Origin of the sequence: Alteromonas sp. ASW11-130 (genome assembly GCF_026183735.1) — a bacterium.
GTDB lineage: Bacteria > Pseudomonadota > Gammaproteobacteria > Enterobacterales > Alteromonadaceae > Alteromonas.
The window spans coordinates 72682-97016 of sequence record NZ_JAPFRE010000044.1; the positions used below are offsets into that span (position 1 = coordinate 72682).

The window sequence follows — 24335 nt, forward strand, 5'->3', positions numbered from 1 at the left end:
TGCTTTCTTTCCTCTTTTTAAAGTAGTTTTAACACTTAACCTGACGCTACCTACTACTTTTCCTTTGCCTTGTTGTTATCAATGGAATTCTCAACATAATGCTCGATTTGCATAAGCAACTGCTCACGCGCTGCCTTATCGTAGACCTTTCCTCGAACTATTACCGTGTGAATTTTTCGCGTATTACCTATCTCCTTAACAGGGTTCGATTCTAGCAATACAATGTCTGCAAATTTTCCTGCCTCGATGCTCCCCATGACATTCTCTTGCTCTAAATATTGTACCGGATAGATTGTCGCTGCTCTTAGCGCATCCAGATCGGATACCCCTGCCCTTACCAGCAACTCTAGCTCTTGATGTAATGCGCTGCCAGGAAAAATTCCCCAATAGGAACTGTCGGTACCTGCCAAAATTTTAATGCCCTGTTGATACATTTGTTTCACCACTTGAAACTTCAAGTGATTCCACCCTGGGATGTCACCTTGGGTTTTCCCGCCGAACTGTTTCCGCTCCCAGCGTTCAAGCTGTTGCCAAAATTTTCGTTCTTGAGCAGAAACGTAGTTTATACGGCTGTCACTCTGCCACTTCCTATTAAAAAGTATGGATAAGGTCGGAACTTGCCACGTGTGGTTCTGCTTTAACGTATCGATCAGACGTGAGCATTTTTGTGAATCAAATGTCGCTATATACTGGCCCACAATGCTCGTATAGTCCGAATCTTGCTCGCCTGTAGCGGTTTCCAGGGCTCGGCGAAGCCGATCTTCTTCGCTAGAGCACTCTTCTATAACTCCGGATAGATGCTCCATACTTTTCATTTTAAGTCTCGATGCCTCTGAGGCTTTCACTGAAAATGGTACATGCCCTGTTACCGGAAGGTTGGAACGATTAGCTTCCTCCATCAGTGCATAGAATGCGTTTTTTTCTACTTCATCGTAAAGTTTAATGCTGTGGACACCTCGATGAATTAGCTCTTCAACGAGATTAGTGCTTGGCTTTGACTGTTGGACCAGCTTTGTTACATCGTCAATATCATGAATGATATCGCTGGAGGCGATAATATACGGTCCTACCAGCTTATTATTGTGAATATCTGCCACCCATTGTTTCACAGTATGATGTGAATAATCGCCGTAGCCATTACACTCAAAGCAGTCGCCTTTCATATCTCGAACGCCAGTCACTCCATAAACTATGTAGAGGGGAAGCATTGAGTTTCGGGCTATGTCGTCATGTGAAAGGTGAACATGCATATCCCACAGGCCTGGAATTGCATAGAGACCGGTTCCATCAATCGCACGTTGTGAACCCTTTAATGGGGTACTACTCGTCGGCGTTATCCCTATAATTTTTTCGTCCTGGATAGCAATCGTTTGATGCTCTACTACTTGTCCCTGGACAACATCTACAATATTGGTGTTACTAATATACAAGTCTGCTGCGCCAGAAATTGATGAGTTTATTAAGCATAGTATGGCTATGAATAATTGAACCTCCGAACACTTTATTTTCATGTGATGAGTCGCTGACAAGCTTTATTCCTACATCAAATTGTAGCTCTCTTTGTACAGAACACAGCGCGAGAGAAGCAAAAATCAACCAAAACATATACTTTTAATTCATTAGCTGGTTTTTCAAAAATATGCCGAAGGGTTGCTAGCAACTAATCTTCACAGCCTATCTAGCAAAGTCGGGGCGTACATTATGGTCTCTATTGTGATTGTCTGATTTGTTTTTTCTCAATTCTTTCTTGGTGAGAGGTGCAAGCGGATTTCGCGAGCAAGAAGTTAACTCGTGTTTCAGAAAGTACTGTTGGTGACACGGTTATCTTTTTTCCCTCAAACTGTTTAGAAGGTTTCGGGCTTCTTCGCAATAACAAGAGCCCCTATTGAGTTCAGTAGTAGTTGAGCAAATCTGCCATCACCAGGTTCTGTAACTAACACAACACGAAACATAGAAAAATAAACGTTTTTAGCCTCTACTGTTGTAATCATGTACCTGGCTTAGGGCTGCGGTAGTCCTACATATTCACCGTGTATTAAACAAAGCAAGGCTTACGCTAGGCAAAATTGTCGAGAACATCAAGCTGCAATTATGCAAAGTCGCCTTACACGCGTTCAAATTCGACGTTTCATCTGGGTTATTCTTCACGGTTACTATACCCATATTACCTGCAAAGCCCGTTAAAATTCCTATATTACTGAAGAGTTGTTTGACTATAAAGATGAAACAAACTAGTCACAGCTCTCATTAATTTGGCTATTACCGATACCTATTCTTCATACCGAAGATTGCACTGTTATTCCTGGTCTGTCGTTTGATTTTGCTTCGGCGAAACGTCGAATAAAATTAGCCATTGGCCTTTCAAACATGCGATAAGAAACGAAAGCTGCGGCTATACTCAGCGTGAGCGATAGAAACAGTTTTAGCTCAATGGATATATTTTGCTCATTGACTAACGAGATTATTGGCATGTGAAGCAAGTATAAGGAGTAAGAGATTTTTCCTATAAAGTCTCCAAATTTGTTCGCTAACAATAAATTGTTGTCCGGAACTAAAAAGACAATACAAAAGAATACAGTACTCATTACCAGCAATACTTCGTAACTGAGCCACATTTTTTGCTTATCTGCTGTGCTTATTGGAGTGAACTCGGGATACATAAGCGGTATTAATAATAACGCAAATACGAACCAATGTTTTTGTAGGTAGTGGGGAACATTAAACGCTTTATAATGCATACCAAATAGAACGCCTACAAAAAAGAAAGGGAGCGACCTTAACACATTAAAAACATTGTATGGAACGCCATTTATTTCACCGTATATTCGTGGAAAATTGGCAAAAAACAGAAATAGCATCACCGCGACGATTGTCAGATAAATATAACCAGCTCTATACTTTGCAAATGACCATAAAACAATAAAAAGAAAATAAAACTGTATTTCAGGGGGGATAGTCCAGAGCACACTCTCACCATAAAGGAAAAGAAGGTGACCGAGTAATACATTAAAGTCGGGTATGTTATACAGCTGCTCGCTACCATATTGAGACAAAAAATATGAGCTAAGTACAACGATGAAATACAGCGGCAGTACCCTTGCTCCTCTCGCTAAAAAATAGCGTTTTACGTTCTCCCGACTAAAGTCTCTATCCATATATAGATAGGACATCAAAAAGCCACTTAATAAGAAAAACAGCATTACACCATATGCGCCCGATCCACCACCCAAACTACCACCCAGCCAATTAGTGATATCGCTAAAGTGGGTAAAGAAAACGATCAGCGCTGCTAATCCACGGAGGGTGTTTAACTTCCTTATTTCCATAATATTTCCATTGTTGTGCAAAGTATGAAGTTTACAATTGCGCGATGGTATCTAGAAGATCGCAAAAGAATCCCTAAGCCCTATAAGTAGTGGGAAAAGGTAATACCAATGATGAATAGCCTATTCCACCTAGCCTCTCGCTTGTAGGTAATTGAAATAACGTTTCACCCGATACTACATCAATAACCATTACTTTATCTTTACCGCTAATGGGCAAAAATCAGGTGCGACCATTTGGATGAAAAAACACACCTCTAGGTCCTATTCCCCTGCTCAACTCTATTTGACGCTATCTATTTTTATTTTTCACATCAGGCGGATCGAGTGTATTATTCTTATCTTCAAAAATCACAGCAAATGCCTCATCGCAGGTAAGTAGCATCCTATAAGAAAAAATAAAACCTTTCCATTGCTTAATTATCCCAGCACTAGTTAGATTAAACACCCTAGTTAACCCGTCCTCGTAGCTTCCTACTCACAGTTCTGTTCAGTCATTGTTTACAGTAATCGTCTCAGGTATCTTCGGCGTGGCGATTTTTGCAGGTAGGGGAAAGGACTGGTAGGCCCGACGAAACTGAACTTCCGACCTTTCTGAATTGCCCCCAAGTATTAGTTTTTAGTATTAAATGTTTCGGCGGTGGAGGTAATGCTGAACGCTACAAAGCAACAATTTTAACTCGACTATGCGGGCTTTACTTACAAAATTATTTATTCATATAATGCAGATTGATTACATGGAAGGATGGTTGACACGGTTAACCACAAAGGGAGGGCGTTAGTTACGCCAACTGTATGAATAAAAAACGTTTTATGCTGACAGCCTTTGTCATCTTATTAAGTCTTATTGTAGTTATATCTGGCTTGGGCTTTTATTATCTCCAATCCAATCTATACGTTCCGAAGTCAACCAGCGAAATTTTAACTATCAAGGGAGGACACTTCTTCGATGGTACGGATAAACCGCAAAAAAATGAATTAATAGTAATTCGTGATGCAAGAATTCAATGTATTGGAAGTCACTGTGAGGTTCCCCAAAACTCACTATTAATCGATGCCACTGGCAAGGCCATACTTCCCGGGCTGATCGATTTGCATATACATTTTTCAGCTCCTTCTTATGAAAGTGCTGATTATAGCTTCCCTAGAATGTTATTAGATCATATGAAAAACAGACCTGAAGTAAGGCAAAACTTTCATCGATTTGGTATCACTTCTGCTCGCTCAGTGGGCGACCCAACAAATGAATCTATCGCGCTACGAGATAAGTTGGAAAATAGTGAGCTGGACGGCCCAAGATTATTTACCGCGGGCCCCGTGTTTACAGCACCTGGCGGTCATCCGGCAGGAACCATATTTAAAGGAAATACATGGCTTATCGAGAACGGAAGTATACAAGTGGACGACCCTGCTGTTGCTCGTGAAGCCGTTATTTCCCTTGTTAGACAAAAGATAGACGGTGTTAAAATTGTCTACGACAATGGTTCTAAGAAAAACCCAATCCCGCGATTAAAATATGATGTTATGGAGGCGATAGCGAATGAAGCGCATAAGCATGGCTTGTGGGTAGCTGTCCATACCGGCTCAGTTAACGAAGTGAGAGATGCAGTAAGAGCTGGAGCGAATACAATTGAGCATGGCGTTAAAGGCGATCAGCATCTGGACGACGATACGCTAACAATGATGTTGAAATACGGGGTTACATATGTGCCAACTTTGCGTATTGCGCGAGTCCACTATGGCAGATTAGATTCACCTCAAATGAAAATGCATATGCTAAATACAAAGCTCGTGAGTGATTTTGGGATACCCGTTGCAGCAGGCTCTGATACGCAGGGGAATGACCTGAAATTTGGAAAATCACTTCATGAAGAGATGGAACTTCTTGTTCTTTCCGGGCTTTCCCCTACAAATGCATTGAACGCGGCAACGAGCTTTCCATCTAAGGCTTTAGGGAAGCGTGCAGAATTAGGAGGGATAAAGGAAGGGTATTTGAGTGACTTAGTCATTACGGAAGGGAAACCGTGGGAAAGTATAAATGATATTAAGCGTATCGTTTATGTAATTCAAAATGGTCGCATCGTTTTTGATGGGTGAAAACATAGATAATTATCTACGTAAATCGCCCGATAAAAGCCATGCTCTCCTCTTCGGATTGCGAATAACAAAGCCAATAAATCGATCCGAACCATGGGCTTTTCCCGTTAAAAATATAATTGGTAAAATTATTGGATATGTCTATGCGCTTACTTAAGTCTCTATTGCCTATCATCCGCTTGTTTGTAGCTACTGTGGTGGTAGGTGGACTTACTTTTGGATGTGCATCAAATACACCACACATTAACATGCAGGAAGAGCACGACTTCACTACTATTAATACCTATTACATACAGCCCCCGCTCAATTCCAGCAACGCCACTATTGAACGTCATGTGAGCTCCACAATTGACACTATTCTCAGAAGTAAAGGATTAGCCGCTGCTAATCAAGAGGAGGCCGATATAATAGTTGGCTTTTTTCCTACCTCCGCCACCAAGGAGAATGACCAGTCAATAAGCTTTGGGTTAGGTACGGGTGTCTTTGGTCGTTCGAGTGCTATATCACTCGGAAGCGTTTTCAGCGTTCCTGTAGGAGAACAAGTGTCGCTTTATCAAAATCTTCAGATTGATATAGCGCAAGATGGCACCTATATTTACAGTGCGGCGGGAAATGCAGAACTAGAGTACAAAGACAGTGTCAGTATTCAAAATAAACTGACAAACCTTGTTCATGAACTGTTGGAAGCTTATCCTGCAAAAAGCGAGGACGCTATGGAACCATAGTAAGTAAATGGGGTTGTAAATCGCATTTTAATCCCCACCGAATCTTCCTGCAGCAAATTTGAAAAAGGCTTACTTATGACTCGTCATTTTGAACAGGCAGAAGGGTTGTACGAGAAGAAAGACCCGGCCACCAACGGATTCGTATTTAACCAAACTATGTTACGCATCGCTGATCCGGTACGCTCGTTAGATTTTTACACCCGTATAATGGGAATGACATTACTGAAAAAACTCGATTTCCCCGAAATGAAATTTAGTCTTTATTTTTTAACGACCGGCGAAGACTTTTCGGAAATTAGTGAAAATGAAGATGTACGCACCACCCAAACTTTTGGTCGACCTGCCATGCTGGAACTAACCCATAACTGGGACGATACGGCACAGAACACGCAATATCATAACGGTAATAGTGAGCCTCGGGGATTTGGGCACATCGGCTTTCATGTACCAGATCTTGAAGGTGCGTGTCAGCGGTTTGAAGAGTTAGGTGTCGTATTTCAAAAACGTTTGAACGATGGAAAAATGAATAACCTGGCGTTTATTAAAGACCCAGATGGCTACTGGATCGAAATTTTTGATGCTAAGCGTATTGCCGCTGGGTAATTTTTATCAACTCAGGTTGCAATCTTCACGACCGTCCTGTACCACGCGTCAGACGGAAGTGAAGATGCCTGCTATCCATTTGATGCTATCGATATGTACTGGTGTTGACTGATGTATAAATAAACACGTCCACCGATTCGCGACCTTGCGTGAGCAGTCCAGAGAAAGAGAAATATCGCCAATCAAAATACCATTGTATAGCAGTATCCAACTTTTTTACTGGCGGACGCGGCTTTTCTAGTTTTTAGTGCTTTCCAATTTAATTCGATTTGGCGCGGCCGAACTGCTCCACTTAAATAGCAATGTTAAACACTAATGACCACCTTGCCCATCGCTTTTCCGCTGGATAACCGCGCATGCGCTTCTCCAGCCTGTTCTAAAGTAAATGATCGGTCATCCAACACTGGCGTTAAGTGGCCCGCTTCAATAATGTTGGTTAAGTGCTTTAATATTTCACCATGCTCTTTACGTTTAATGTTATGTAACATGGGGATAAGCATAAACACAACGTGTAAAGACAAGCCTTTAAAATGCGCAGTAGAGAGGTCTAATTTCACCATTGATACCGTTGATGCAACCTGCCCGTTTAAAGCTGCAGCTGCAAAAGATTTTGTCATATTTTCACCGCCTACAGAATCGAATACGATATCAAACCCCTTTCCACCAGTGTACCTGGCCACATAGTCTTCTACTTTTTCAGTTTTATAGTTGATGGCCGTAGCGCCTAACTTATCGATTAGGGCAAGTTGCTTTTCACCCCCGCCGGTAGAAAAAACTGTTCCACCAAAGTGTTTTGCTAGTTGAAGGGTTATATGCCCTACCCCACCGGAACCTCCATGTACTAAGACGCGCTTACCCTGTGAAATTCCTGCCCTCATCAATCCTTCGTAAGCGGTGATACCGACTAAGGGTATGGCGGCTGCTTCTTCCATTGAAAGGTTGGTTGGTTTCTTTCCAATTAGATTAGCATCAGCAACAATGTATTCGGCTAACGTTCCGGGTAAATCGGCCAATCCACCTGCACAACCATAGACTTCGTCTCCTACCTGGTAACCGTTGACACCTTCCCCCACTTCTTCAACAACTCCTGCAAAGTCCATCCCTAAAACTGCTGGAGCAGAAGGTGAAATTGGTAATTCAGCTCCCATCTGCCGAATCATGGTATCCACCGTATTCACACTTGTTGCTTTGATGTTGACAAGCACGTGACCCACCTTGGCGCGAGGCTTTGCGATATTCTGAGGTTCGAAGACGTCTGGGCCACCAAAATCATTCACTACCATTGCTCTCATTTCACTTTCTCCAGTCTGATGGTTCGATAGTTGTGAGCTAATGAGTATAGAAGATGCATATATCTTTGATAATTGCTATAAATAATGAATTACTTTCAATATTTTTTTTATAATGAACATCGAACATTTACGACTTTTTTTGCGTATAGCTGCACTGCACAATATAAGCCAGGCAGGTGCAGAAATGGGTTTATCACCTGCGCTTGCCAGCGCGCATATCAATAAATTAGAAGAAAATTTGGGCGTAAGACTTATCCATCGCACCACGCGAAAAGTTTCCCTGACCGAAGAGGGACAGGTTTTTTTACTTCACGCAGAAGACGTATTAGCAAGTGTTGAAGCGGCGAAGGCATCTATCGGAGCAGGGAATACTTCCCCAACAGGTACACTACGCGTTGCTGCCCCAGCTTCTTTTGGCCGTATGCACCTGTTACCCGGATTAGTGGAGTTTATGCAGCAGTATCCGAATCTAAAAGTAGATTTAAAATTGTCAGACTCAATAGTGGATTTAGTTGAAGGCGGCTTTGATGTGGCAATTCGTAATGCTGAGCTGAAAGACAGCAGTTTAATTGCCAGAAAGTTAACCCATGACAATCGAATTGTGTGTGCATCTCCTGATTATATATCGTTAAACGGTGCACCTGAAAAACCGATTGATTTAAAAAAGCATAATTGCATAACGCTTCTTAATCTGGATAACTGGGTATTTTCTAAAGGGTCCGATATTTTCAATATAAAAGTATCCGGAAGCTTTCGAACGGATAACGGTGAAGCAATTAGAGATGCATGTAGTCAAGGGTTGGGCGTAACCATAAATTCCACCTGGAGTTGCTATCAGCAGCTTGTAAGTGGGCAACTACAGCAACTTTTGAGTGATTATTCGCTAGCATCGCAAACAGCCATTTGGGCGGTATATCCAAGCTCTCGACAGTTGGCTCCGAAGGTCAGATGCTTTATTGATTTTTTCACAAAATATTTTGAGGGTACACCCTATTGGGATCGTGCGCTTGCTAATCACACAGTCAATTAAGATACACCACCACAATTGTCATAATCCCGCCGTTAGTACCGTGTAAGATTAACTAACTATTGTTAACATACGCTATTTAAGGGAGAAAGAACCAGTGCGCGTGAAAATAATAAATATAATTCTCATTGCGGTGCTAATGTCATTTAACTGTTTGGCATTTGATATAATCGCTCATCGAGGTGCGTCCGGATACCTCCCCGAGCACACCCTTGAAGCCACGACCCTCGCCCATACTCAACATCCATCTTATATCGAACAAGATGTAGTGCTAACCAAGGACGATATTCCTATCGTTTTACATGATATTTATTTAGATAACGTTACCAATGTGGCACAAAAGTTCCCTGAGCGGGCGCGAGCTGATAATCGATACTATGTTATTGATTTCACCTTAAAGGAAATCAGATCGCTTAGCGTTCACGAAAGAAAAAATGCTCACGGTAAGCAAGTTTTTCCTGATCGTTATCAGGGTTCACATGCCCACTTTACTGTTGCTACGCTTGCGGAACATCTTGAACTCATCGCTCAGCTAAATCATCAAACTCAACGCTCTATAGGTATTTACCCGGAAATAAAAGCGCCAGCATGGCACCGTCAACAGGGTAAAGATATCAGTGCCATCACTCTTAGCGTATTAAATGATTTTGGGTATCTGAACAACGCTAGCGCTATTATTTTACAGTGTTTTGACTTTAATGAAATCAAGCGAATACGCGAAGAACTAGGTTTTGAAGGGAAGCTTGTGCAACTTATTGGAGCGCAAAATTTAGCGATACTTGGCTCTGCTCAATCCATAAAAAGTCTCGCAGAAATAGCTGATGGGGTGGGTCCATCCTTCTATCAATTATTAGATAAAGACGCGTTATCCCAAGGCAATATAAAACCCCAAGACTGGATTATACAGGCAAAGCGAAATGGGCTATTGATTCATCCCTACACGCTGCGGGCCGATCAACTCCCTTCAGGAATGTCATTAGAACAAGTGACTACTATACTCTCAAAATTACAGGTCGACGGCGTATTTACCGACCATGTCCCGTTGGTGAAAGCAGCATTGGAATCTACGGCAAAATGAAATAGGTAAATGCTCGCAAAATCGCCCTTTATTTTAATCCGTTTAACTTAGGTTTTTGATAAGCGAACCACAACTCTTCTATTCAAGGCGCGAGAAGACGCATTATCGTTGGGAGCAATGTGATGTTTCTCGCCATGACCTGTGATTTCGATTCGCTCCCCGTCTACTCCTAGAGCAGTGAGGTAGTTTCGCACTTCGTTTGCACGTCGAATCGAGAGCTGCTCGTTGGTCCAGCGCCCGCCATAGCTATCCGAATAGCCATCTAGCAATACCAACTCAAGATTGCTGTCTTCTTTGAGATATTCTCCAATCATACTCAGCCGACGTTGAGAATATTTCGTTAAATCGGTGCTATTTTTCTCATAGCTTAGCACGGTATAAGCAATATCTTCGAAGCTATAAGGCAACAAGTTTGAAACACACTGTACAAACTGACGATAAGCTGGAGTGAAATTGCTGGCATTCAACGACACAGCGACTTTGTCGAATTTGTTATACCAATCTTTGTAATAAATTGTGGGCCAGTAGCCCTTTTCAAGTTCGCTTAACATGGTCCACGCGGCTTGTTCAGGCAAATCGCCCGAATACTGTTTACGCAGCTGCATATCAGAAATAACCTTTGGTGCCTGACCCGGCATCCACTTAGGAGGAACAGAATACACTGCTGCCACGTCGAATTTTTTGGGCAACAAATACATGTCCATTTCAAATTCCATGTTAAGTTGCTTAGATGCCATACTAGTGAAGAGCGCATCTCCGTAACCAGGAACGGTATGATTTAACGTACATTCAAGGCGGCTAGACGTTAGCATTAACCAACTGGAGTCTTCAACTGCCGCTGCATATTGGCGCATGGCGCTATGGCCTGCACTGCTTATTATCATAGTTAAAGCAAAAGCAAATCGAATCATGAGAAAATTTTAGTACATCGTTCTGTTCTATTAATCATATCGTCTTTATTCACAAAAGCTTTAGATAAAATCAAGCTTGCTGGATACTCGCGCGTAGAACTGCGATAATCCGCGACTGAATTTACTATCACAATATGCCCAGCATAAATTACACCAACTTTGCGTTATAAAGGAGCAAATGACTAAAATGAGTGTTAATCGCACGCCCTTGAACCAGCGATTTCGCGGATATTTTCCTGTCGTCATTGATGTGGAGACGGCTGGATTTAATGCCAGTACTGATGCTCTTTTAGAAATAGCCGCAGTAACGTTAAAAATGGATGATAAAGGTCTGTTATGCCCCGACGAGACCATACACTTTCATGTCGATCCATTCGAAGGCGCTAATATAGAGCCTGCGGCCCTGGAATTCAATGGGATAGATCCCACTAACCCGTTACGCGGAGCCGTATCAGAAACGGAAGCAATGAAAGGTATTTGCAAAGGGGTTCGCAAACAACAAAAAGCCGCAGACTGCCAACGTTCTATTATTGTTGCCCACAATGCGAGTTTTGATCAGGGTTTTGTTAATGCGGCTATAGAACGCAGTGCCATTAAGCGAACGCCGTTTCACCCTTTCGTTTCTTTCGATACCACATCTTTAGCAGGGTTGACGCTTGGGCAAACAGTGTTGGTTAAAGCCTGCCGCGCGGCCAATATCAGCTTTGATGCCAGTGAAGCTCACAGCGCGTTATATGATGCTCAAAAAACAGCAGAACTTTTTTGTTATATGATTAACCGTTATCAGGCACTTGGGGGCTGGCCGTTGCCACAAAATGAGGATGAAGAGGAAAAATGATTCAGGGTTAACTCAAAACCGCATTAATATCCCCCACTAAGGGGCAGTTTTTTTTCAGCTTTATCAGCCCAAAGCAGGTAAAGTGAAGTAGGGCTAAATCAAGTTTAACCTAAGTATTCTAAAAGTAGGAAAAGCCGGGCGTGCAGTGGGAAAAACCATTTACTCTCGGTCACATTGATTTGAACGGCCCTTTCATTACATCATCAATACGCTTTGGTTAGCGATACTTCTCTTTTTCAACGCAGATCTTATATTATTAAAAACTAATGTAAGGTGTATTCATGGATGGGATGGTAATGATAAAAAGCCTGTATCCATAGATACAGGCTTTTTCAATAAAACTTAGCTTATAGCTTATCTGCTTCTTCAGACAAAAACTTCGCTACACCTTCTGGGTTAGCACTCATACCCGCTTTACCTTCCTGCCATCCCGCAGGACATACTTCGCCATGCTCTTCGTGGAAGTTAAGGGCATCTACCATACGTAGCATTTCGTCAATGTTGCGACCTAGTGGAAGATCGTTAACCACCTGGTGACGAACCATACCTTCGGCATCAATTAAGAAGGAACCACGGAAAGCAACGCCAGCTTCTGGGTGTTCTACATCGTATGCCTGACAAACTTCGTGCTTGACGTCTGCAACCATAGTGTATTTAACTTCACCAATACCACCTTGATTGATGGGTGTTTTTCTCCACGCATTGTGAGTGAACTGAGAATCAATCGACACACCGATTACTTCGCAGCCACGCTTAGTGAATTCTTCATAACGCTTGTCAAAAGCAATAAGCTCAGATGGACAAACAAAAGTGAAGTCTAATGGGTAAAAGAAAATAACGGCTTTTTTACCTTTGATTGCTTCGCTTAGCGTAAACGAATCAACAATCTCACCATTGCCTAATACCGCTGCGGCAGTAAAGTCAGGGGCTGGACGCCCTACTAGTACGCTCATAATTCACTCCATTTAACTGTAAATGATTTGTTCAGAGTTGTTCACGAAACTGAGTTTGGCTTAATAACGGCCTGAGAACCGTCTACATTATCAGTTTCGTATGCGAATCTTTTAACTTTTAAAGACCCCGAAAGGTTACGCATTCATTATTGGTGCTGTTTTTAAAATAACAACCATTAATTGTTATTTAGCTTTCCGTTTGCTCAATATTTCGTTCAGTATTGGCTTCTAATGTCTTTAAAAGTAAATCGTTGTTAATGGGTTTGGTTAAAAGGTCACTTCATTCCGGCGTGCCATACAAGCAATTAAAGCGGGACTAAAAACGGTTGGCTCGCTTCACTTCATTCGCTATTTTTACCAACTATTTATTAGCACTTTAAATTGAGCGTTAGGCAATGAAGCGAGCGACACCAATCAACTGTAAAAATAAGCTTACACTTGATCATTCAGCTGCGTGTCAGTATTTTTTACAGCTTTTATGAGAGAAAGCGAGTAAAAAAGATAAAATTCAAAATAAACAGTGCGTTATAGTTTTGGCGCCTTTATTGCTTTATCAACTTTTCCGTGGGAATTCTTACAATTATAGAGATGTAGAAAATGAGAAAATTTGTTTTTGGCGTTGCGCTATCACTAACTTGTGGCGTTGCAAATGCTGGCTTAATTATTGATTTGGTCGGCGATAAAGATGGCTTCGGCGGCCAAGTAGCAGATGCGGTTCCAGTAGACGGAACCAGTATTGGCTCTGGCTTCAATAACCAAGACGTATCTGATCCCTTTTTTACTGATGTTTGGTTATATGAGCAATCTACAGGACCATCCCCAATTAGTTACACGCATTCATATTCTCTGGGGGGAGAAACCGCGTTAAGCGCTTTTCTTCATCTCCAAACAGCAGGCATGGGAGACGATAGAGGCCCATGGGAATTATTTTTTAACAGCAATTTGATAGGTTCATTCGGTGGCAGCGGAAGTGGGATTGGAGGTAGTGAATCAATCTTACATTCTTTCGCAGTTGATACTTCTTTTTTAACTGGAACAATAGACTCTATAAGTATCGTTTATCAAGACTCAAAGAATGAGGGATACGCTATAAACTTTTCTGAACTTAGAATTGTTACCGAGGCGGATGTCCCAGAGCCAGCTTCTATTGCTTTGCTAGGTCTTGGATTAGCAGGAATTGGCTTTTCTAGGAAAAAGAAATCTTCTTAATCGGAAAATCAAAACGTTTATAGAGCCTCGGTGTAAACTGGGGCTTTTTTATGCCTGACTCCAGCAAGCTCCCTCGAACCGTCCTCAGACTGGATACAGACATCGTGCTTTGCGGCAGCCCAATCTAACCCAATAAGAACGCTAAACTCATCTACTCGTGACATAATATTCTCCCAACAGTTAAAGTGTAGGATATGTCAGCTCAGTCTTTCGAAGAAAATATAGCGTCAATACAAATGCCCCCCCTGAGTATTTGTTTAAGACTAAGCGCACTCAGAACAGCGAAAAAAAGCGGTAAACATCTAATGTGGTTGTGTAAGACTCGTATGAACTAAGTACATATCCTAAAAACTAATTTATCGTTTATAGAATGCGAGTGACTATACCTTGTCGTCAGCAGTCCCCTCACAAGCAGGCGAACCAATTGAACTCAAGGCTCATAGCTGTCTGTTTGGCTAGGTCGAGGCTTTGCAGGACATTTGTCAGGTCAAATATGGCCACGACATATTTTTGATCATCTCAGTAGCATGAGGCTGGATATCGTCACTCCTTAAAATGCATTGCGCAAACAAGTTATCCCGTTGCGAGAACGTTCTTTGATGACCATCACTGTTACTTACCAATACATTTTACTTTGTTGAACCAGCAAAAAATTCAGAATAGAAGCAGTAGCTAATAAGGCTATACGGGCACGAGAAAACACATACCTGATGCCTATAAACATTAATAGAAAACCACCACATTGATGACCAATGTTATGTCACGCTAGCACCGGTTAATAAAACATGAAGTGAATCAAGGGCTTTCTTCTTGTACTCCATATTTCTTATAATTTCGTATAATTAGATCAGCCAATTTAGACTTGTCAATTGCGAAAATAACAATTATTATCATTTGCAGGTAATAACTGGAATCATTTAATGTACGTTTGTATGTGCTACGGCATCACAGATAAGTCCATCGCCTCAGTGGTTAAAAATGAGGGCGTGGGGAATCTTCGTGAATTACGACAACATCTCGAATTAGGTAGTCAATGCGGGAAATGCATTCAAATGGCGCAGGAAGTCATTGATTCAACGATTATTGATGACTCTCTATTTAAAGAAGTGTGTTGATAGTTCGCTTAATTAAACAGATACGATAGTTGTAGATAGTAAAAACCGCCGCTGATACCGTTCGGTGATGTAGGCGGATACAAGGCACCAACTTCTCCCTGAAAAGGATTTTCATCTGGACGACCATCCAACACATTTTTAGCTCCCAAAGCCGCGTGAAGATGGTCATTTATCTGCCAGCCTAACTCAGCATCGAGCGTGATTATAGGGCTAAGAAAAATATCCATTCCGGCCGACGCATCGAGGTGATCTTCATAAAAACTACCGTAATAATTTACGCGCCACGTCACTGCCCAGTTTTCAACTGACTGTAAAAGAGTAATATTCGCTCTATGCGCTGGTAAGTTATCTTCTAACATGCGTATGCGGGCATCTGTTAAGTTGGGCTTATAAACTATTCGGTCAGACTTGAGGCGATGGGGATAGCGGTTAACACGCTCAACTTTTGTGTCTGTCCAGTTGTAGGCTAAAATCATTTGATTATTAATTTCATCAAAATTAAATTCATAATGAAGCACTAAGTCGACACCCTGCGTGTTGGTATCGAAGTCGTTAGTAAAAAATTTCACGCTCTGGTAGCGTTCAGCTTCTGGGTAGCCCTGAATAAATAAGGTATCTATATCTGCTTGCGTCAGTGTAATCGCTGACGTTGTACTTATTCTATCGTGAAGCCGAATATTAAAGTAATCCAGCGTAACGTATAGCTGTTCATCATACATGGCCACCAAGCCTATACTGGTGTTAACCGACTCTTCCGGGGTTAATGGCGTTGCCCCCGCCTGTAACGATATAGCATTGGTTGGTGGAAGTGTAGCTTGGTCTTCAAGTCCGTTTGCAGAATACGCCGTGGTGACATTGATAACGTTACTTTGCCCCACGGTAGGCGCTTTAAATCCTGTACTTGCTGACCCCCGAATGGCGAAGAAATCGTTTATTTCCAAACGGCTACTAATTTTGCCATCAAAGGTGCTGCCAAAATCAGAGAAATTCTCAATCCGAGAGGCGATACCGAGCTCCCATACGTCCGTTATAAAAAGTTCGGTGTCGGTATACATGGCCCAGTTATGTCGGGTCCAATGTCCTGAAGAAACGGGTTGATAACCTGGAAACCCATTTGAACCAATACTGAAACCTTGACTAATGCCCGACGACGGATTAAACGCGAAAGGCCCCGCTTGCCATGATGCTTCATCGCCAGCGTGTTGGTGATAGGATTCGGATCGCCATTCTAACCCAAATGCCACATTAACGGTTTCTGCCAATTCAGTTTCAATTGACCTACTAATATCAAGATTAACTGTACGTTCAATCTGGCTAACGCCACCAGGCCGGAAAGCCGTGGGCGAATCTGGCCCGAATGAAGGGTTGACGGAATTTTCGATTCTATAGTCAATACCTGAGTAACCTACCCCAACACTCGCGTCCCATTGCCAGTTTTGGAGTGTTCCTTTGACGCCAAAAAAGGTGGAGGCATCTTTTATTGTGCCACCGAATTGAGGTGTGAAGCCCCCGGGAAACCATTCATTGAAAGCAAAGCAATTTTGTCCCAGTTTTGTGTCGTTATCAGCAATCGATTGATAATCGGCTTGTTCTAGCAGATTGCCGTCCGACAAACTTATTTGGGGGCACTGAATACCTTCATTCACACCATCCAAGTCGGCTATGAGCAAGGTGGGCGATTGGGTGATTGTGGTATCAACGAAGACCCCTTCGCGTTTTTGTGGATGTCGATAATAAAAACCACCCTGAATTTTTCGCAAGGCAGTATTGCCGAAAATGTACGCATTAGTTGTGTTATTTAACGAAAATTGGGCGTTGAATGCGGATTTAAAATCGTATTCAACGTCCAAGGCCCCCCACGTTTGCGCAGGATTAGGCACGAACTTATTACCACTTTCGAACAACGACTGGGCATCGGCCCGTTGCACGCTGCGCGATGTTGCCTGTTGTTCTCGATACTCTGCGGTGAGATTGATAAAACTACGGTCATCTATTTTAAATCCTTTATTAGCCTGTAGTTGAACCGATTGCCCATCCCCCTCATAGTATTCTCCTGCCTTTATCTTAAACGAACCGCCTTGCGCTTCATCTTTCAATACAAAGTTGATTACTCCTGCGATAGCGTCTGAGCCGTACTGAGCCGCGGCTCCATCTCGCAATACCTCAACTTGTTTCATGGCCGCACCAGGTAGCACCGATATATCTGGCCCCTGTGCACCGTCAGATAAACCACCGCCAAGGAAGGTAATGACTGCAGAACGGTGGCGGCGCTTTCCATTAATGAGCAACAATGTATGATCAGATGCCATACCTCGAAGATTGGCGGGACGAACTAAACTGGTGGCATCGTTAATGGGTTGGTCATTAACATTCAGCGAGGGGACTACCACACTAAGCATATTTAGTACGTCCCCGCTCTCTTGGGCTGCAAATCCGTTTTCACTGACAATATCAAGCGGTACCGATGAATCAGTTACAGATCTTGGGGCATTTCGCGTTCCCACTACCGCTATCCGTTCTAGTCCGTATGCACCTTCGTCGGGATTTTCACTCTCATTCGGTTCGTCAAGGTCATCTGCACGTCGTGAAGGGTTCGTCGTGACACTGAGCATACCCGATTTATCAATCGATACGGCCAAAGCCGTGCCTTCTAATAATCGCTGCAACCCTTCTTGCAAGGTAAACTCGCCATTCAATGCGTTTGTATCGACTTTCTCAGCCAGCTCAAATGGAAATAACAATGTAGTATCGGCCTGGCGGGCGAATTCAGTTAACGCGCTATCCGCTTTTTGTTTCGATATAGAGAAGTGAATTTTCGGGTTAGCATCGGCAACAACATTTAAAGAGATGCCTGCAAAGAAAAGCGTAAATAGCACTCTGCATTTATGCAAAAATGAGGCGCACGAAAGTTTCTCGTAATAAAGTCGGCTACGAGTAACAAAACATGTCTGAGAGGTTATCAAATGCCTGCGCAAATTATTCTGTAATTATTATAGTTTTGCCCATAGTTACACGAACTACATTAATATCTCAACTACTTAAGTTTATCAGAAGATGTCAGGAACTAACGATAGTGTAAGGCAAAAATTCGCTTTGCTTTAATTTATCCAGCTGATCTGAGCTCAATTACTTCATCCAGTTTCTGCGTGTGTTCAATTTGAAAGCTATTTTTTAAAGCAAACAACAAACCGTCTATATCGCCTACCTTGAAAAAGCCTGCCACACGGCGATCATTGAGTTCTTCATTCATCAGTTTAAATTGTATTGGCGTATATCTCCCTATTTCCTGAAGCACTTTGTACAAAGGTTCGCCTTTGAAAACAATCATCCCCTGTTGCCAGGCCAGATCTTCATCAATGTCGTTTTCACTCACATTATGTTTTTGCTTAACCGCACCCTGCACCATTGCTTTCTCACCAGAAAACATCAACAGGCCCTCGGTCGCTATAGGCTTTCTAGTAATAAGTGACTGCACACCACTTTGCGACTCATCGCTATCATTTTGTTTAACTAATACCCGTCCTTCTGTCACAACCAGTTCAAAGGCTTGATTTTCGACATACTGCATATTAAATGCGGTACCTACGGCGGTGACAGAATTTTTCCCAGCATTTACGGAAAAAGGGCGTTGTTTATCATGGGCCACCGTGAAATGCGCTTCGCCTCGAATTAAATCAATTAATCGCTGACTATCGGTATAGGTAACTTCAATTATGGTATCAGTATTTAAATGTACGATTGAACCATCTGACAACGTAATGTTTTTTTGTTCACCGATGGCAGTTTCAACCTTTTGCTGTAGCACAATGACTGCTTCAGGCGTCCGTTCAACCCAAGCCCAATCCATCATCATACCTACACCTAATGCCATCAAAGCAAAGCCAGCTGCAACACTCCAACGAGCCTGTTTTACCAATTTACGCAAGCGGCTGACTTGCTGAGTTTGCGCTTCTCGTAATGGGAACAAGCCTGATAATTCATTCATCACACTCATGTCATCCCATAACTGTGCGATTTGTAACAGCATCTTGCGATGACTTGAGGACAACGTTGCCCAGTGTTGTAGCTCTTTGGTCTCTGCTGGCGTCAAACCACGATCAATACGGCTGATCCACTCAGATGCCTGTTGGTGAATCGTATCTTTACTGGAAAATTGACTAATATTGTTCATGCCGTTACTACTTCGTATCGTGATTAGCGGAGATAGATGAAATTTGCTCATCCCCTTCATCATTCAATGTCGCTAAATATTGACTACAATGAAGCAAACCTTTTGCTACATGTTTTTCTACCGTGCTTTCACTTAGGCCGACCAATTCGGCGATTTCTTTTTGCTTCATTCCATAGACTTTCTTAAGCAAAAACACGCGTTTTACTTCTGGAGAAAGTGTATCTGTGGCTCGACAGAAATTAATAAATCGCTCTTTACTCTCAACATGTTTTTCAAGCGTATGCCCAACTAACTCGTGAGGAAGTGTGTCCATATCATCCATAGCCTGATGACGCGTATTGGCGGCGCTGGATACATGATTAAGGGCCAAATTTTTTACTGTTCGTAGCATGTACGTTCGCGCATAGCGAATTTCCTGCTTTAATTCAGCTTCATAACTCTTAATAAAGGCTTCTTGAACGATATCTTCTATATCGTCCATACTGACAATGGAGCTGATCGCTCCCATTAACTTCGAGCGATACTTTATATAGGTGGCGGAAAGAGTCGACTGTTTAGTCATAGTTTTATTCTTATATGTGTACTTTGATATTTACACTTTTTGCCATTCTGCCAGCTTTTCGTGCTCATTGTCACGTTTGATTCACAACTATCGAACTTTTCAAACGCTAATTACAAGCAAAATAGAGGGGCCCAATGCCCCTCTCGCTTTAACACCTATTAAAAGGTATAGATGCCTCTAACGTAGTAGAAACCACCATTAATACCGATAGGAGAAGTTACTGGATATTGAGCACCAGCGACTTCTGTATCCCACAGCGTATTTTCATCAGGATATTCGTCCAATGCATTCTTAGCACCTATCGCAATTTCAAAATTGTCAGCAAAAGCATAAGCTGCTTCCAAATCTAAGGTGATTTCAGAACTGATTTTAGGAATATCTAAAGCTGAATCTAAGTGGTCTTCATAGATGCTGCCAAAGTAATTAACTCGACCTAGGAAACGCCAGTCACCCGTCTCATGGGTAGTGGTGAAACTCCAACGTACAGCTGGCAGGTTATTTTCCAGCATTCTTACACGATAAGGCGAGATATTATCTGAAGCTTGGTCTACTTCAGTAGAGGTCCAATTGTAGGCTAGTGAGTACTTAGTCTCTCCATCCCACATATCCATACTGTAGTTAGCTACCACGTCGACACCTTCAGTAGTGGTGTCAAAGTCATTAGTGAAGAAGCTTACTTCCGTGAAACTGGATGCATCGCTCACACCTTGTGCTAACAACTGTGCGATGTCATCGTCAGTTAATTTAATTCCAGACGCGGTACTTAAGCGGTCCGTTACTTCAATATTGTAATAGTCAACTGTCATGAACAGACCATTATCAAAATCAGCAACCAAACCCACGCTCATACTGGTGGATTCTTCTGGTGTCAATTGCTCACCACCTTTTAACACTGAAATTGGATCAGTTGGAGGCAATGTCGCCCGGTCTATTAGCTCACCATCCGTACCAAAAGCAGTGGTAACATTTCTTACGTTACTTTGGCCAAGAGTCGGGGCTTTAAAGCCGGTTGAATAAGCACCACGCAGTGCAAAACTGTCAGTCATCTGCCAGCGAGCGGCTAATTTACCCTTTAACGTATCCCCAAAGTCGGAGAAGTCTTCGTAACGTGCGGCGGCAGCAAGCATAAATGATTCGGTTAAGTACATTTCAGCGTCAACATAAAAAGCGATGTTGTGACGTGAGACTTCACCCTGACTTCGCGCTGACAAGCCTGGGAAACCATTTGAGCCGATACCGAAGCCCTGACTACCTAGTGGCCCAATGGCATAAGAAGCAGGGTCACCCGCTATACTTTCATAGGTCTCATGACGATACTGGAAACCACCAGCAAGATAGATTGGCTCGTACAAACCAGCATCTATCGGCTTAGTCAAGTCGATATCAAGCGTCTGTTCACTTTGGATATACTTGCCTGGTTTAAACGACATTGGGGTATCAGGACCGAGTGACGGGTTGATGGTATTAGAGATAGCAAAATCAATCTCATTTTGACCCAAGTTAACACTTACATCATAACCAACTTCGTTTGCAAACTCGCCTTTAGTACCAAACACTAGTGACATGTCAGTTACGACACCGCCAAAGCGCGGGGTGAAACCGCCAGGTAACATCTCGTTAAAGGCAAAACAGTTTGCTCCAACAGCCGTGCTATTGTCTGCAATTAGCGCATAACTAGGACTTTGTAATACGTTGTCGCCGATTACTACATCTGGGCAGCTAATACCTTGGTCGATTCCATCAAGGTCACCTACCAGCAACAGCGCTTCGCCATCTTCGTTAGTGCCCCCATCAAACACGCCTCCTCGTGTATGCGGATTACGGAAATAAAAGCCACCTTCAACTTCACGTTCAGCATAATTACCAAACATATACGCTTCTGCGTCGTTACTTAATTCTAAACCTAAATTCGCAAAGAGCTTAATGTCGTCCTTGATTTCCGGATTGCCCCAGATTTGTGCTGGGTTAGCAACAAATGTGTTCCCCGCGGAAATCAACCCTGCAGCGTCATCTCGCTGCACACTACGTGATGTTGGATCAGAGGTCCTGTATTCGGCAGTTAGGTTCACGAAGCCCGCTTCAGTTAATGGCATACCAATATTGCCAGAAACTTGATACATTCTACCGTCACCTTCGTAAAACTCACCTGCACGAGCCTCGATAGAACCGCCCTCGGCATTATCTTTAAGGACAAAGTTTACTACCCCGGCAATCGCATCTGAACCATATTGGGCAGCGGCACCATCCCGTAGTACTTCCACTTGCTTTAATGCAGCAGCGGGTATTACCGAGATGTCAGGGCCTTGTGCACCGTCAGATAAGCCGCCGCCCAAGAACGTAATAACCGCAGAACGGTGACGACGTTTACCATTAACCAATACCAAAGTATGGTCAGAAGCCATGCCGCGTAAGTTCGCAGGACGAACTAATGTGGACGCATCATTAATAGGCTGCTCATTTACGTTAAATGATGGTACAACGGTCTGCATCATGGAGACCATGTCAGTTGAACCTTGATTTTTAAATTCTTCGTCGGAGATGACGTCTACCGGAACCGCAGAATCGCCAACTGAGCGGGGGGCAGCACGAGTACCGACAACCGCTATTTTCTCGACATCGTTATTGTCAACTGTATCGGCTGTATCTTCTTGTGCCAGAACAGGTGTCGCAGCAAACGCACTAACTGTTATTGATGCTGCCAACACTGCGCGGACATTTTTAGATAAAAGTGTCAGTGAAGTTTTCATATATGTTTCCTGGAATGAAAATTCCCCTCGCCCTGTAACCTAGGGAAACAATAGTTCAGGGGTGGGAAATTTAATTTTTATTAACCTTTCAACACTGGCTAACTATTTTTGCCAGTCAGTGTTCTTATAAACACTAACCTTATAAAAAACAAACAATTTTCGACGAAAAAAATATATTTTTTCACTCCATAGAGGATTTCAATTGTTAGACTGTCTATAACTATTTAGGCAAGACTAAATATCATTAAATTCACGGTACTTTCAGATAAATATGAGGGCGTGAGACCTTGGCAGGTTGAGTGAGTGGTCAGCGATATTTTCGCTGATAGTGAACCGTCCTAATATATGTTGACGGTTTTAACTAAGCCAGCTGACTTTCGCAGCTGGCTTTTTTATGCACCTCATTCGGGGTCTTCATTTTTAGACTAAGATGCGGCCTATATTCATTATAGATCGCAATTGATTGTCTCACCGCACGTTTCAGCTCTTCTCCAGTTCGACATTTCGTTAATAAAAACTCATGCTTCAAGATGCCATTGATACGCTCTGCAAGCGCATTCTGGTAACAGTCGTAGCCATCCGTCATTGACGGGGTGATTAAGCTAGATGAGAGCTGGTCTTGATATATTTGTGAGCAGTATTGACTGCCTCTATCAGAATGGTGAATTAACGGTTCTAGACTCATTCTTCTTTTAATCGCTTGCTTTAAAGCGCGCCCGATATCTGTGGCGGTCATGCTTGGAGAAACATCATGCCCCATGATCTTCCTACTATAAGCGTCTGTAACCAAGGAGAGATAGTGGATGCCAACATCCGTTTCTACATACGTTATATCGCTGACAAACACTTGCTCAGGGCGGCTCACAATCAAACCCTTGAGTAGGTTAGGATGCTTCTTCATCCAGTGTTTACTATCCGTGGTTTTGTGGTAATTACGAGGCTTTTTGACCAACAAGTTATGAGCGCGAAGGTAGTCAAAAAGGCTATCCCGCCCGAGTTTGACGCCGGCTGCTTCTAACTTAGGCTTCATTAAATGATACAGTTTACGAGTGCCTAACCTCGGCATAAAGCGTCGTATATCAGCCACCATACACAAGACAGGCAATAATGCCTTAGCTCTTGCCTGACAGCGACTTTCGGCCTGATAAATGGACTGCCGTGAGATACCCATCACACGACACAGTTGCGATAAGCTTATTTAAGCTTTGCTCTGGAGTTTCCTAACCCCATCTCGACAAGCTTTTTTCGCAGTTGGGTTCCTTGTGTGGTGTCGATGTAATCAATCATTTCATTGAGTACCAGATTACGAATTTTTTCATCTTCAAGCTTTCGCTCTAGCTCTTTAATGCGTTGCTCTGGAGTCGGGTTTGAGTGAGTCATTATAGTTAACCTCGGACGATACCAATCTTGACGCCCATGCTTACGAAGCCAAACTAAAACAGTGCTTCTGCCTTGTATTCCATATTTAGCTTGTGCTTGCTTGTAGGTCAACTCGCCTTTTTCTACCTGGGCGACAACGGCTAGTTTAAAAGCCTGGGTATAATCACGCTGCGTGCGCTTAGAGATTGATTTAATTGCCTTTCCCATAATAAGTCTCCAATCTGTCAACTTATTTCAGGACGGGTCATAGAAGGGAAAAAAGCCCGATAAGGAGGTCGGGCTTTTTTTATATCAAAAGAGATAC

General features: G+C 42.7%; 19 protein-coding genes. 8 read left to right on the forward strand and 11 right to left on the reverse strand.

The features are described 5' to 3' along the window. Nucleotides 1-53: 53 nt before the first annotated feature. Together OPS28_RS14920 and OPS28_RS14925 are read right to left on the reverse strand one after the other, a co-directional pair. Nucleotides 54-1430, reverse strand: a complete 1377-nt coding sequence (locus OPS28_RS14920) for an amidohydrolase family protein (protein ID WP_265610261.1) — start codon at nt 1428-1430, stop codon at nt 54-56. An 846-nt stretch (nt 1431-2276) separates the two neighbouring features. Next, complete coding sequence (locus OPS28_RS14925) at nt 2277-3326, reverse strand: acyltransferase family protein (protein WP_265610262.1); 1050 nt, start codon at nt 3324-3326, stop codon at nt 2277-2279. Nucleotides 3327-4118: 792 nt separating this feature from the next. Here OPS28_RS14925 and OPS28_RS14930 point away from each other — a divergent pair. The 3 genes from OPS28_RS14930 to gloA all read left to right on the forward strand — a co-directional run bounded on the left by OPS28_RS14930 (nt 4119) and on the right by gloA (nt 6748). Continuing rightward, entirely contained in the window at nt 4119-5420 is a 1302-nt protein-coding gene (locus OPS28_RS14930; RefSeq protein WP_265610263.1) for an amidohydrolase family protein, read from the forward strand. Between the two features lie 143 nt (nt 5421-5563). Beyond that, nucleotides 5564-6145, forward strand: coding sequence for a DUF4136 domain-containing protein (locus tag OPS28_RS14935; RefSeq protein WP_265610264.1), 582 nt, complete (start codon nt 5564-5566; stop codon nt 6143-6145). A 75-nt stretch (nt 6146-6220) separates the two neighbouring features. Then, complete coding sequence (gloA, locus tag OPS28_RS14940) at nt 6221-6748, forward strand: lactoylglutathione lyase (RefSeq protein ID WP_265610265.1); 528 nt, start codon at nt 6221-6223, stop codon at nt 6746-6748. 305 nt (nt 6749-7053) lie between these two features. On the opposite strand, the gene OPS28_RS14945 is transcribed toward gloA, so the two are convergent. Next, nucleotides 7054-8040 (reverse strand): zinc-dependent alcohol dehydrogenase family protein, encoded by a 987-nt coding sequence (locus OPS28_RS14945; RefSeq protein ID WP_265610266.1) that lies wholly within the window; start codon nt 8038-8040, stop codon nt 7054-7056. A 112-nt stretch (nt 8041-8152) separates the two neighbouring features. On the opposite strand from OPS28_RS14945, the gene OPS28_RS14950 reads away from it, so the two are divergent. Continuing rightward, a complete protein-coding gene (locus OPS28_RS14950; protein ID WP_265610267.1) occupies nt 8153-9070 on the forward strand; it encodes a LysR family transcriptional regulator in 918 nt (305 codons plus the stop codon). A gap of 100 nt (nt 9071-9170) precedes the next feature. After that, on the forward strand, nt 9171-10145 hold the full coding sequence (gene glpQ, locus OPS28_RS14955; RefSeq protein ID WP_265610268.1) for a glycerophosphodiester phosphodiesterase: 975 nt from the start codon (nt 9171-9173) through the stop codon (nt 10143-10145). A 47-nt stretch (nt 10146-10192) separates the two neighbouring features. Here the strand turns inward: glpQ and OPS28_RS14960 are convergent, their stop codons facing one another. Beyond that, nucleotides 10193-11029 carry a flagellar protein MotY gene (locus OPS28_RS14960; RefSeq protein WP_265610269.1) on the reverse strand — a complete coding sequence of 279 codons (837 nt, stop codon included), beginning with the start codon at nt 11027-11029 and terminating at the stop codon, nt 10193-10195. Nucleotides 11030-11243: 214 nt separating this feature from the next. Between OPS28_RS14960 and rnt the strand changes: the two genes are divergently transcribed. Then, nucleotides 11244-11894, forward strand: coding sequence for a ribonuclease T (rnt, locus tag OPS28_RS14965; protein ID WP_265610318.1), 651 nt, complete (start codon nt 11244-11246; stop codon nt 11892-11894). Between the two features lie 347 nt (nt 11895-12241). Here the strand turns inward: rnt and OPS28_RS14970 are convergent, their stop codons facing one another. Beyond that, nucleotides 12242-12847, reverse strand: a complete 606-nt coding sequence (locus OPS28_RS14970) for a peroxiredoxin (protein ID WP_265610270.1) — start codon at nt 12845-12847, stop codon at nt 12242-12244. 597 nt (nt 12848-13444) lie between these two features. Between OPS28_RS14970 and OPS28_RS14975 the strand changes: the two genes are divergently transcribed. Next, nucleotides 13445-14056 carry a PEP-CTERM sorting domain-containing protein gene (locus tag OPS28_RS14975; RefSeq protein WP_265610271.1) on the forward strand — a complete coding sequence of 204 codons (612 nt, stop codon included), beginning with the start codon at nt 13445-13447 and terminating at the stop codon, nt 14054-14056. Nucleotides 14057-14073: 17 nt separating this feature from the next. Here the strand turns inward: OPS28_RS14975 and OPS28_RS14980 are convergent, their stop codons facing one another. Continuing rightward, nucleotides 14074-14220, reverse strand: coding sequence for a hypothetical protein (locus OPS28_RS14980; RefSeq protein WP_265610272.1), 147 nt, complete (start codon nt 14218-14220; stop codon nt 14074-14076). A gap of 756 nt (nt 14221-14976) precedes the next feature. Between OPS28_RS14980 and OPS28_RS14985 the strand changes: the two genes are divergently transcribed. Continuing rightward, nucleotides 14977-15171: a (2Fe-2S)-binding protein gene (locus OPS28_RS14985; RefSeq protein WP_265610273.1), complete on the forward strand. Its 195-nt coding sequence runs from the start codon at nt 14977-14979 to the stop codon at nt 15169-15171. Nucleotides 15172-15179: 8 nt separating this feature from the next. On the opposite strand, the gene OPS28_RS14990 is transcribed toward OPS28_RS14985, so the two are convergent. The 5 genes from OPS28_RS14990 to OPS28_RS15010 all read right to left on the reverse strand — a co-directional run bounded on the left by OPS28_RS14990 (nt 15180) and on the right by OPS28_RS15010 (nt 24238). Next, nucleotides 15180-17783, reverse strand: a complete 2604-nt coding sequence (locus tag OPS28_RS14990) for a TonB-dependent receptor domain-containing protein (protein ID WP_269468716.1) — start codon at nt 17781-17783, stop codon at nt 15180-15182. Between the two features lie 491 nt (nt 17784-18274). Continuing rightward, complete coding sequence (locus OPS28_RS14995; protein ID WP_265610275.1) at nt 18275-19342, reverse strand: FecR family protein; 1068 nt, start codon at nt 19340-19342, stop codon at nt 18275-18277. A 7-nt stretch (nt 19343-19349) separates the two neighbouring features. Continuing rightward, entirely contained in the window at nt 19350-19904 is a 555-nt protein-coding gene (locus tag OPS28_RS15000; RefSeq protein ID WP_265610276.1) for an RNA polymerase sigma factor, read from the reverse strand. Nucleotides 19905-20062: 158 nt separating this feature from the next. Then, nucleotides 20063-22651: a TonB-dependent receptor plug domain-containing protein gene (locus OPS28_RS15005; protein WP_265610277.1), complete on the reverse strand. Its 2589-nt coding sequence runs from the start codon at nt 22649-22651 to the stop codon at nt 20063-20065. Between the two features lie 361 nt (nt 22652-23012). After that, nucleotides 23013-24238 (reverse strand): IS3 family transposase gene (locus OPS28_RS15010; protein WP_442864008.1). Its coding sequence is split into 2 segments (ribosomal slippage): nt 23013-23851 and nt 23851-24238, totalling 1227 coding nucleotides; the frame shifts between segments, so codons are not numbered across the junction. Between the last annotated feature and the right edge of the window lie 97 nt (nt 24239-24335).

What these genes read in the sequence shown, in the direction of transcription:
- OPS28_RS14925 (WP_265610262.1), bottom strand. Translation starts at nt 3,326, where the DNA reads ATGGAAATAAGGAAGTTAAACACCCTCCGTGGATTAGCAGCGCTGATC.
- OPS28_RS14930 (WP_265610263.1), top strand. Translation starts at nt 4,119, where the DNA reads ATGAATAAAAAACGTTTTATGCTGACAGCCTTTGTCATCTTATTAAGT.
- OPS28_RS14935 (WP_265610264.1), top strand. Translation starts at nt 5,564, where the DNA reads ATGCGCTTACTTAAGTCTCTATTGCCTATCATCCGCTTGTTTGTAGCT.
- gloA (WP_265610265.1), top strand. Translation starts at nt 6,221, where the DNA reads ATGACTCGTCATTTTGAACAGGCAGAAGGGTTGTACGAGAAGAAAGAC.
- OPS28_RS14945 (WP_265610266.1), bottom strand. Translation starts at nt 8,040, where the DNA reads ATGAGAGCAATGGTAGTGAATGATTTTGGTGGCCCAGACGTCTTCGAA.
- OPS28_RS14950 (WP_265610267.1), top strand. Translation starts at nt 8,153, where the DNA reads ATGAACATCGAACATTTACGACTTTTTTTGCGTATAGCTGCACTGCAC.
- OPS28_RS14960 (WP_265610269.1), bottom strand. Translation starts at nt 11,029, where the DNA reads ATGATAATAAGCAGTGCAGGCCATAGCGCCATGCGCCAATATGCAGCG.
- rnt (WP_265610318.1), top strand. Translation starts at nt 11,244, where the DNA reads ATGAGTGTTAATCGCACGCCCTTGAACCAGCGATTTCGCGGATATTTT.
- OPS28_RS14970 (WP_265610270.1), bottom strand. Translation starts at nt 12,847, where the DNA reads ATGAGCGTACTAGTAGGGCGTCCAGCCCCTGACTTTACTGCCGCAGCG.
- OPS28_RS14975 (WP_265610271.1), top strand. Translation starts at nt 13,445, where the DNA reads ATGAGAAAATTTGTTTTTGGCGTTGCGCTATCACTAACTTGTGGCGTT.
- OPS28_RS14980 (WP_265610272.1), bottom strand. Translation starts at nt 14,220, where the DNA reads ATGTCACGAGTAGATGAGTTTAGCGTTCTTATTGGGTTAGATTGGGCT.
- OPS28_RS14985 (WP_265610273.1), top strand. Translation starts at nt 14,977, where the DNA reads ATGTACGTTTGTATGTGCTACGGCATCACAGATAAGTCCATCGCCTCA.
- OPS28_RS14990 (WP_269468716.1), bottom strand. Translation starts at nt 17,783, where the DNA reads ATGCTCAGTGTCACGACGAACCCTTCACGACGTGCAGATGACCTTGAC.
- OPS28_RS14995 (WP_265610275.1), bottom strand. Translation starts at nt 19,342, where the DNA reads ATGAACAATATTAGTCAATTTTCCAGTAAAGATACGATTCACCAACAG.
- OPS28_RS15000 (WP_265610276.1), bottom strand. Translation starts at nt 19,904, where the DNA reads ATGACTAAACAGTCGACTCTTTCCGCCACCTATATAAAGTATCGCTCG.
- OPS28_RS15005 (WP_265610277.1), bottom strand. Translation starts at nt 22,651, where the DNA reads ATGAAAACTTCACTGACACTTTTATCTAAAAATGTCCGCGCAGTGTTG.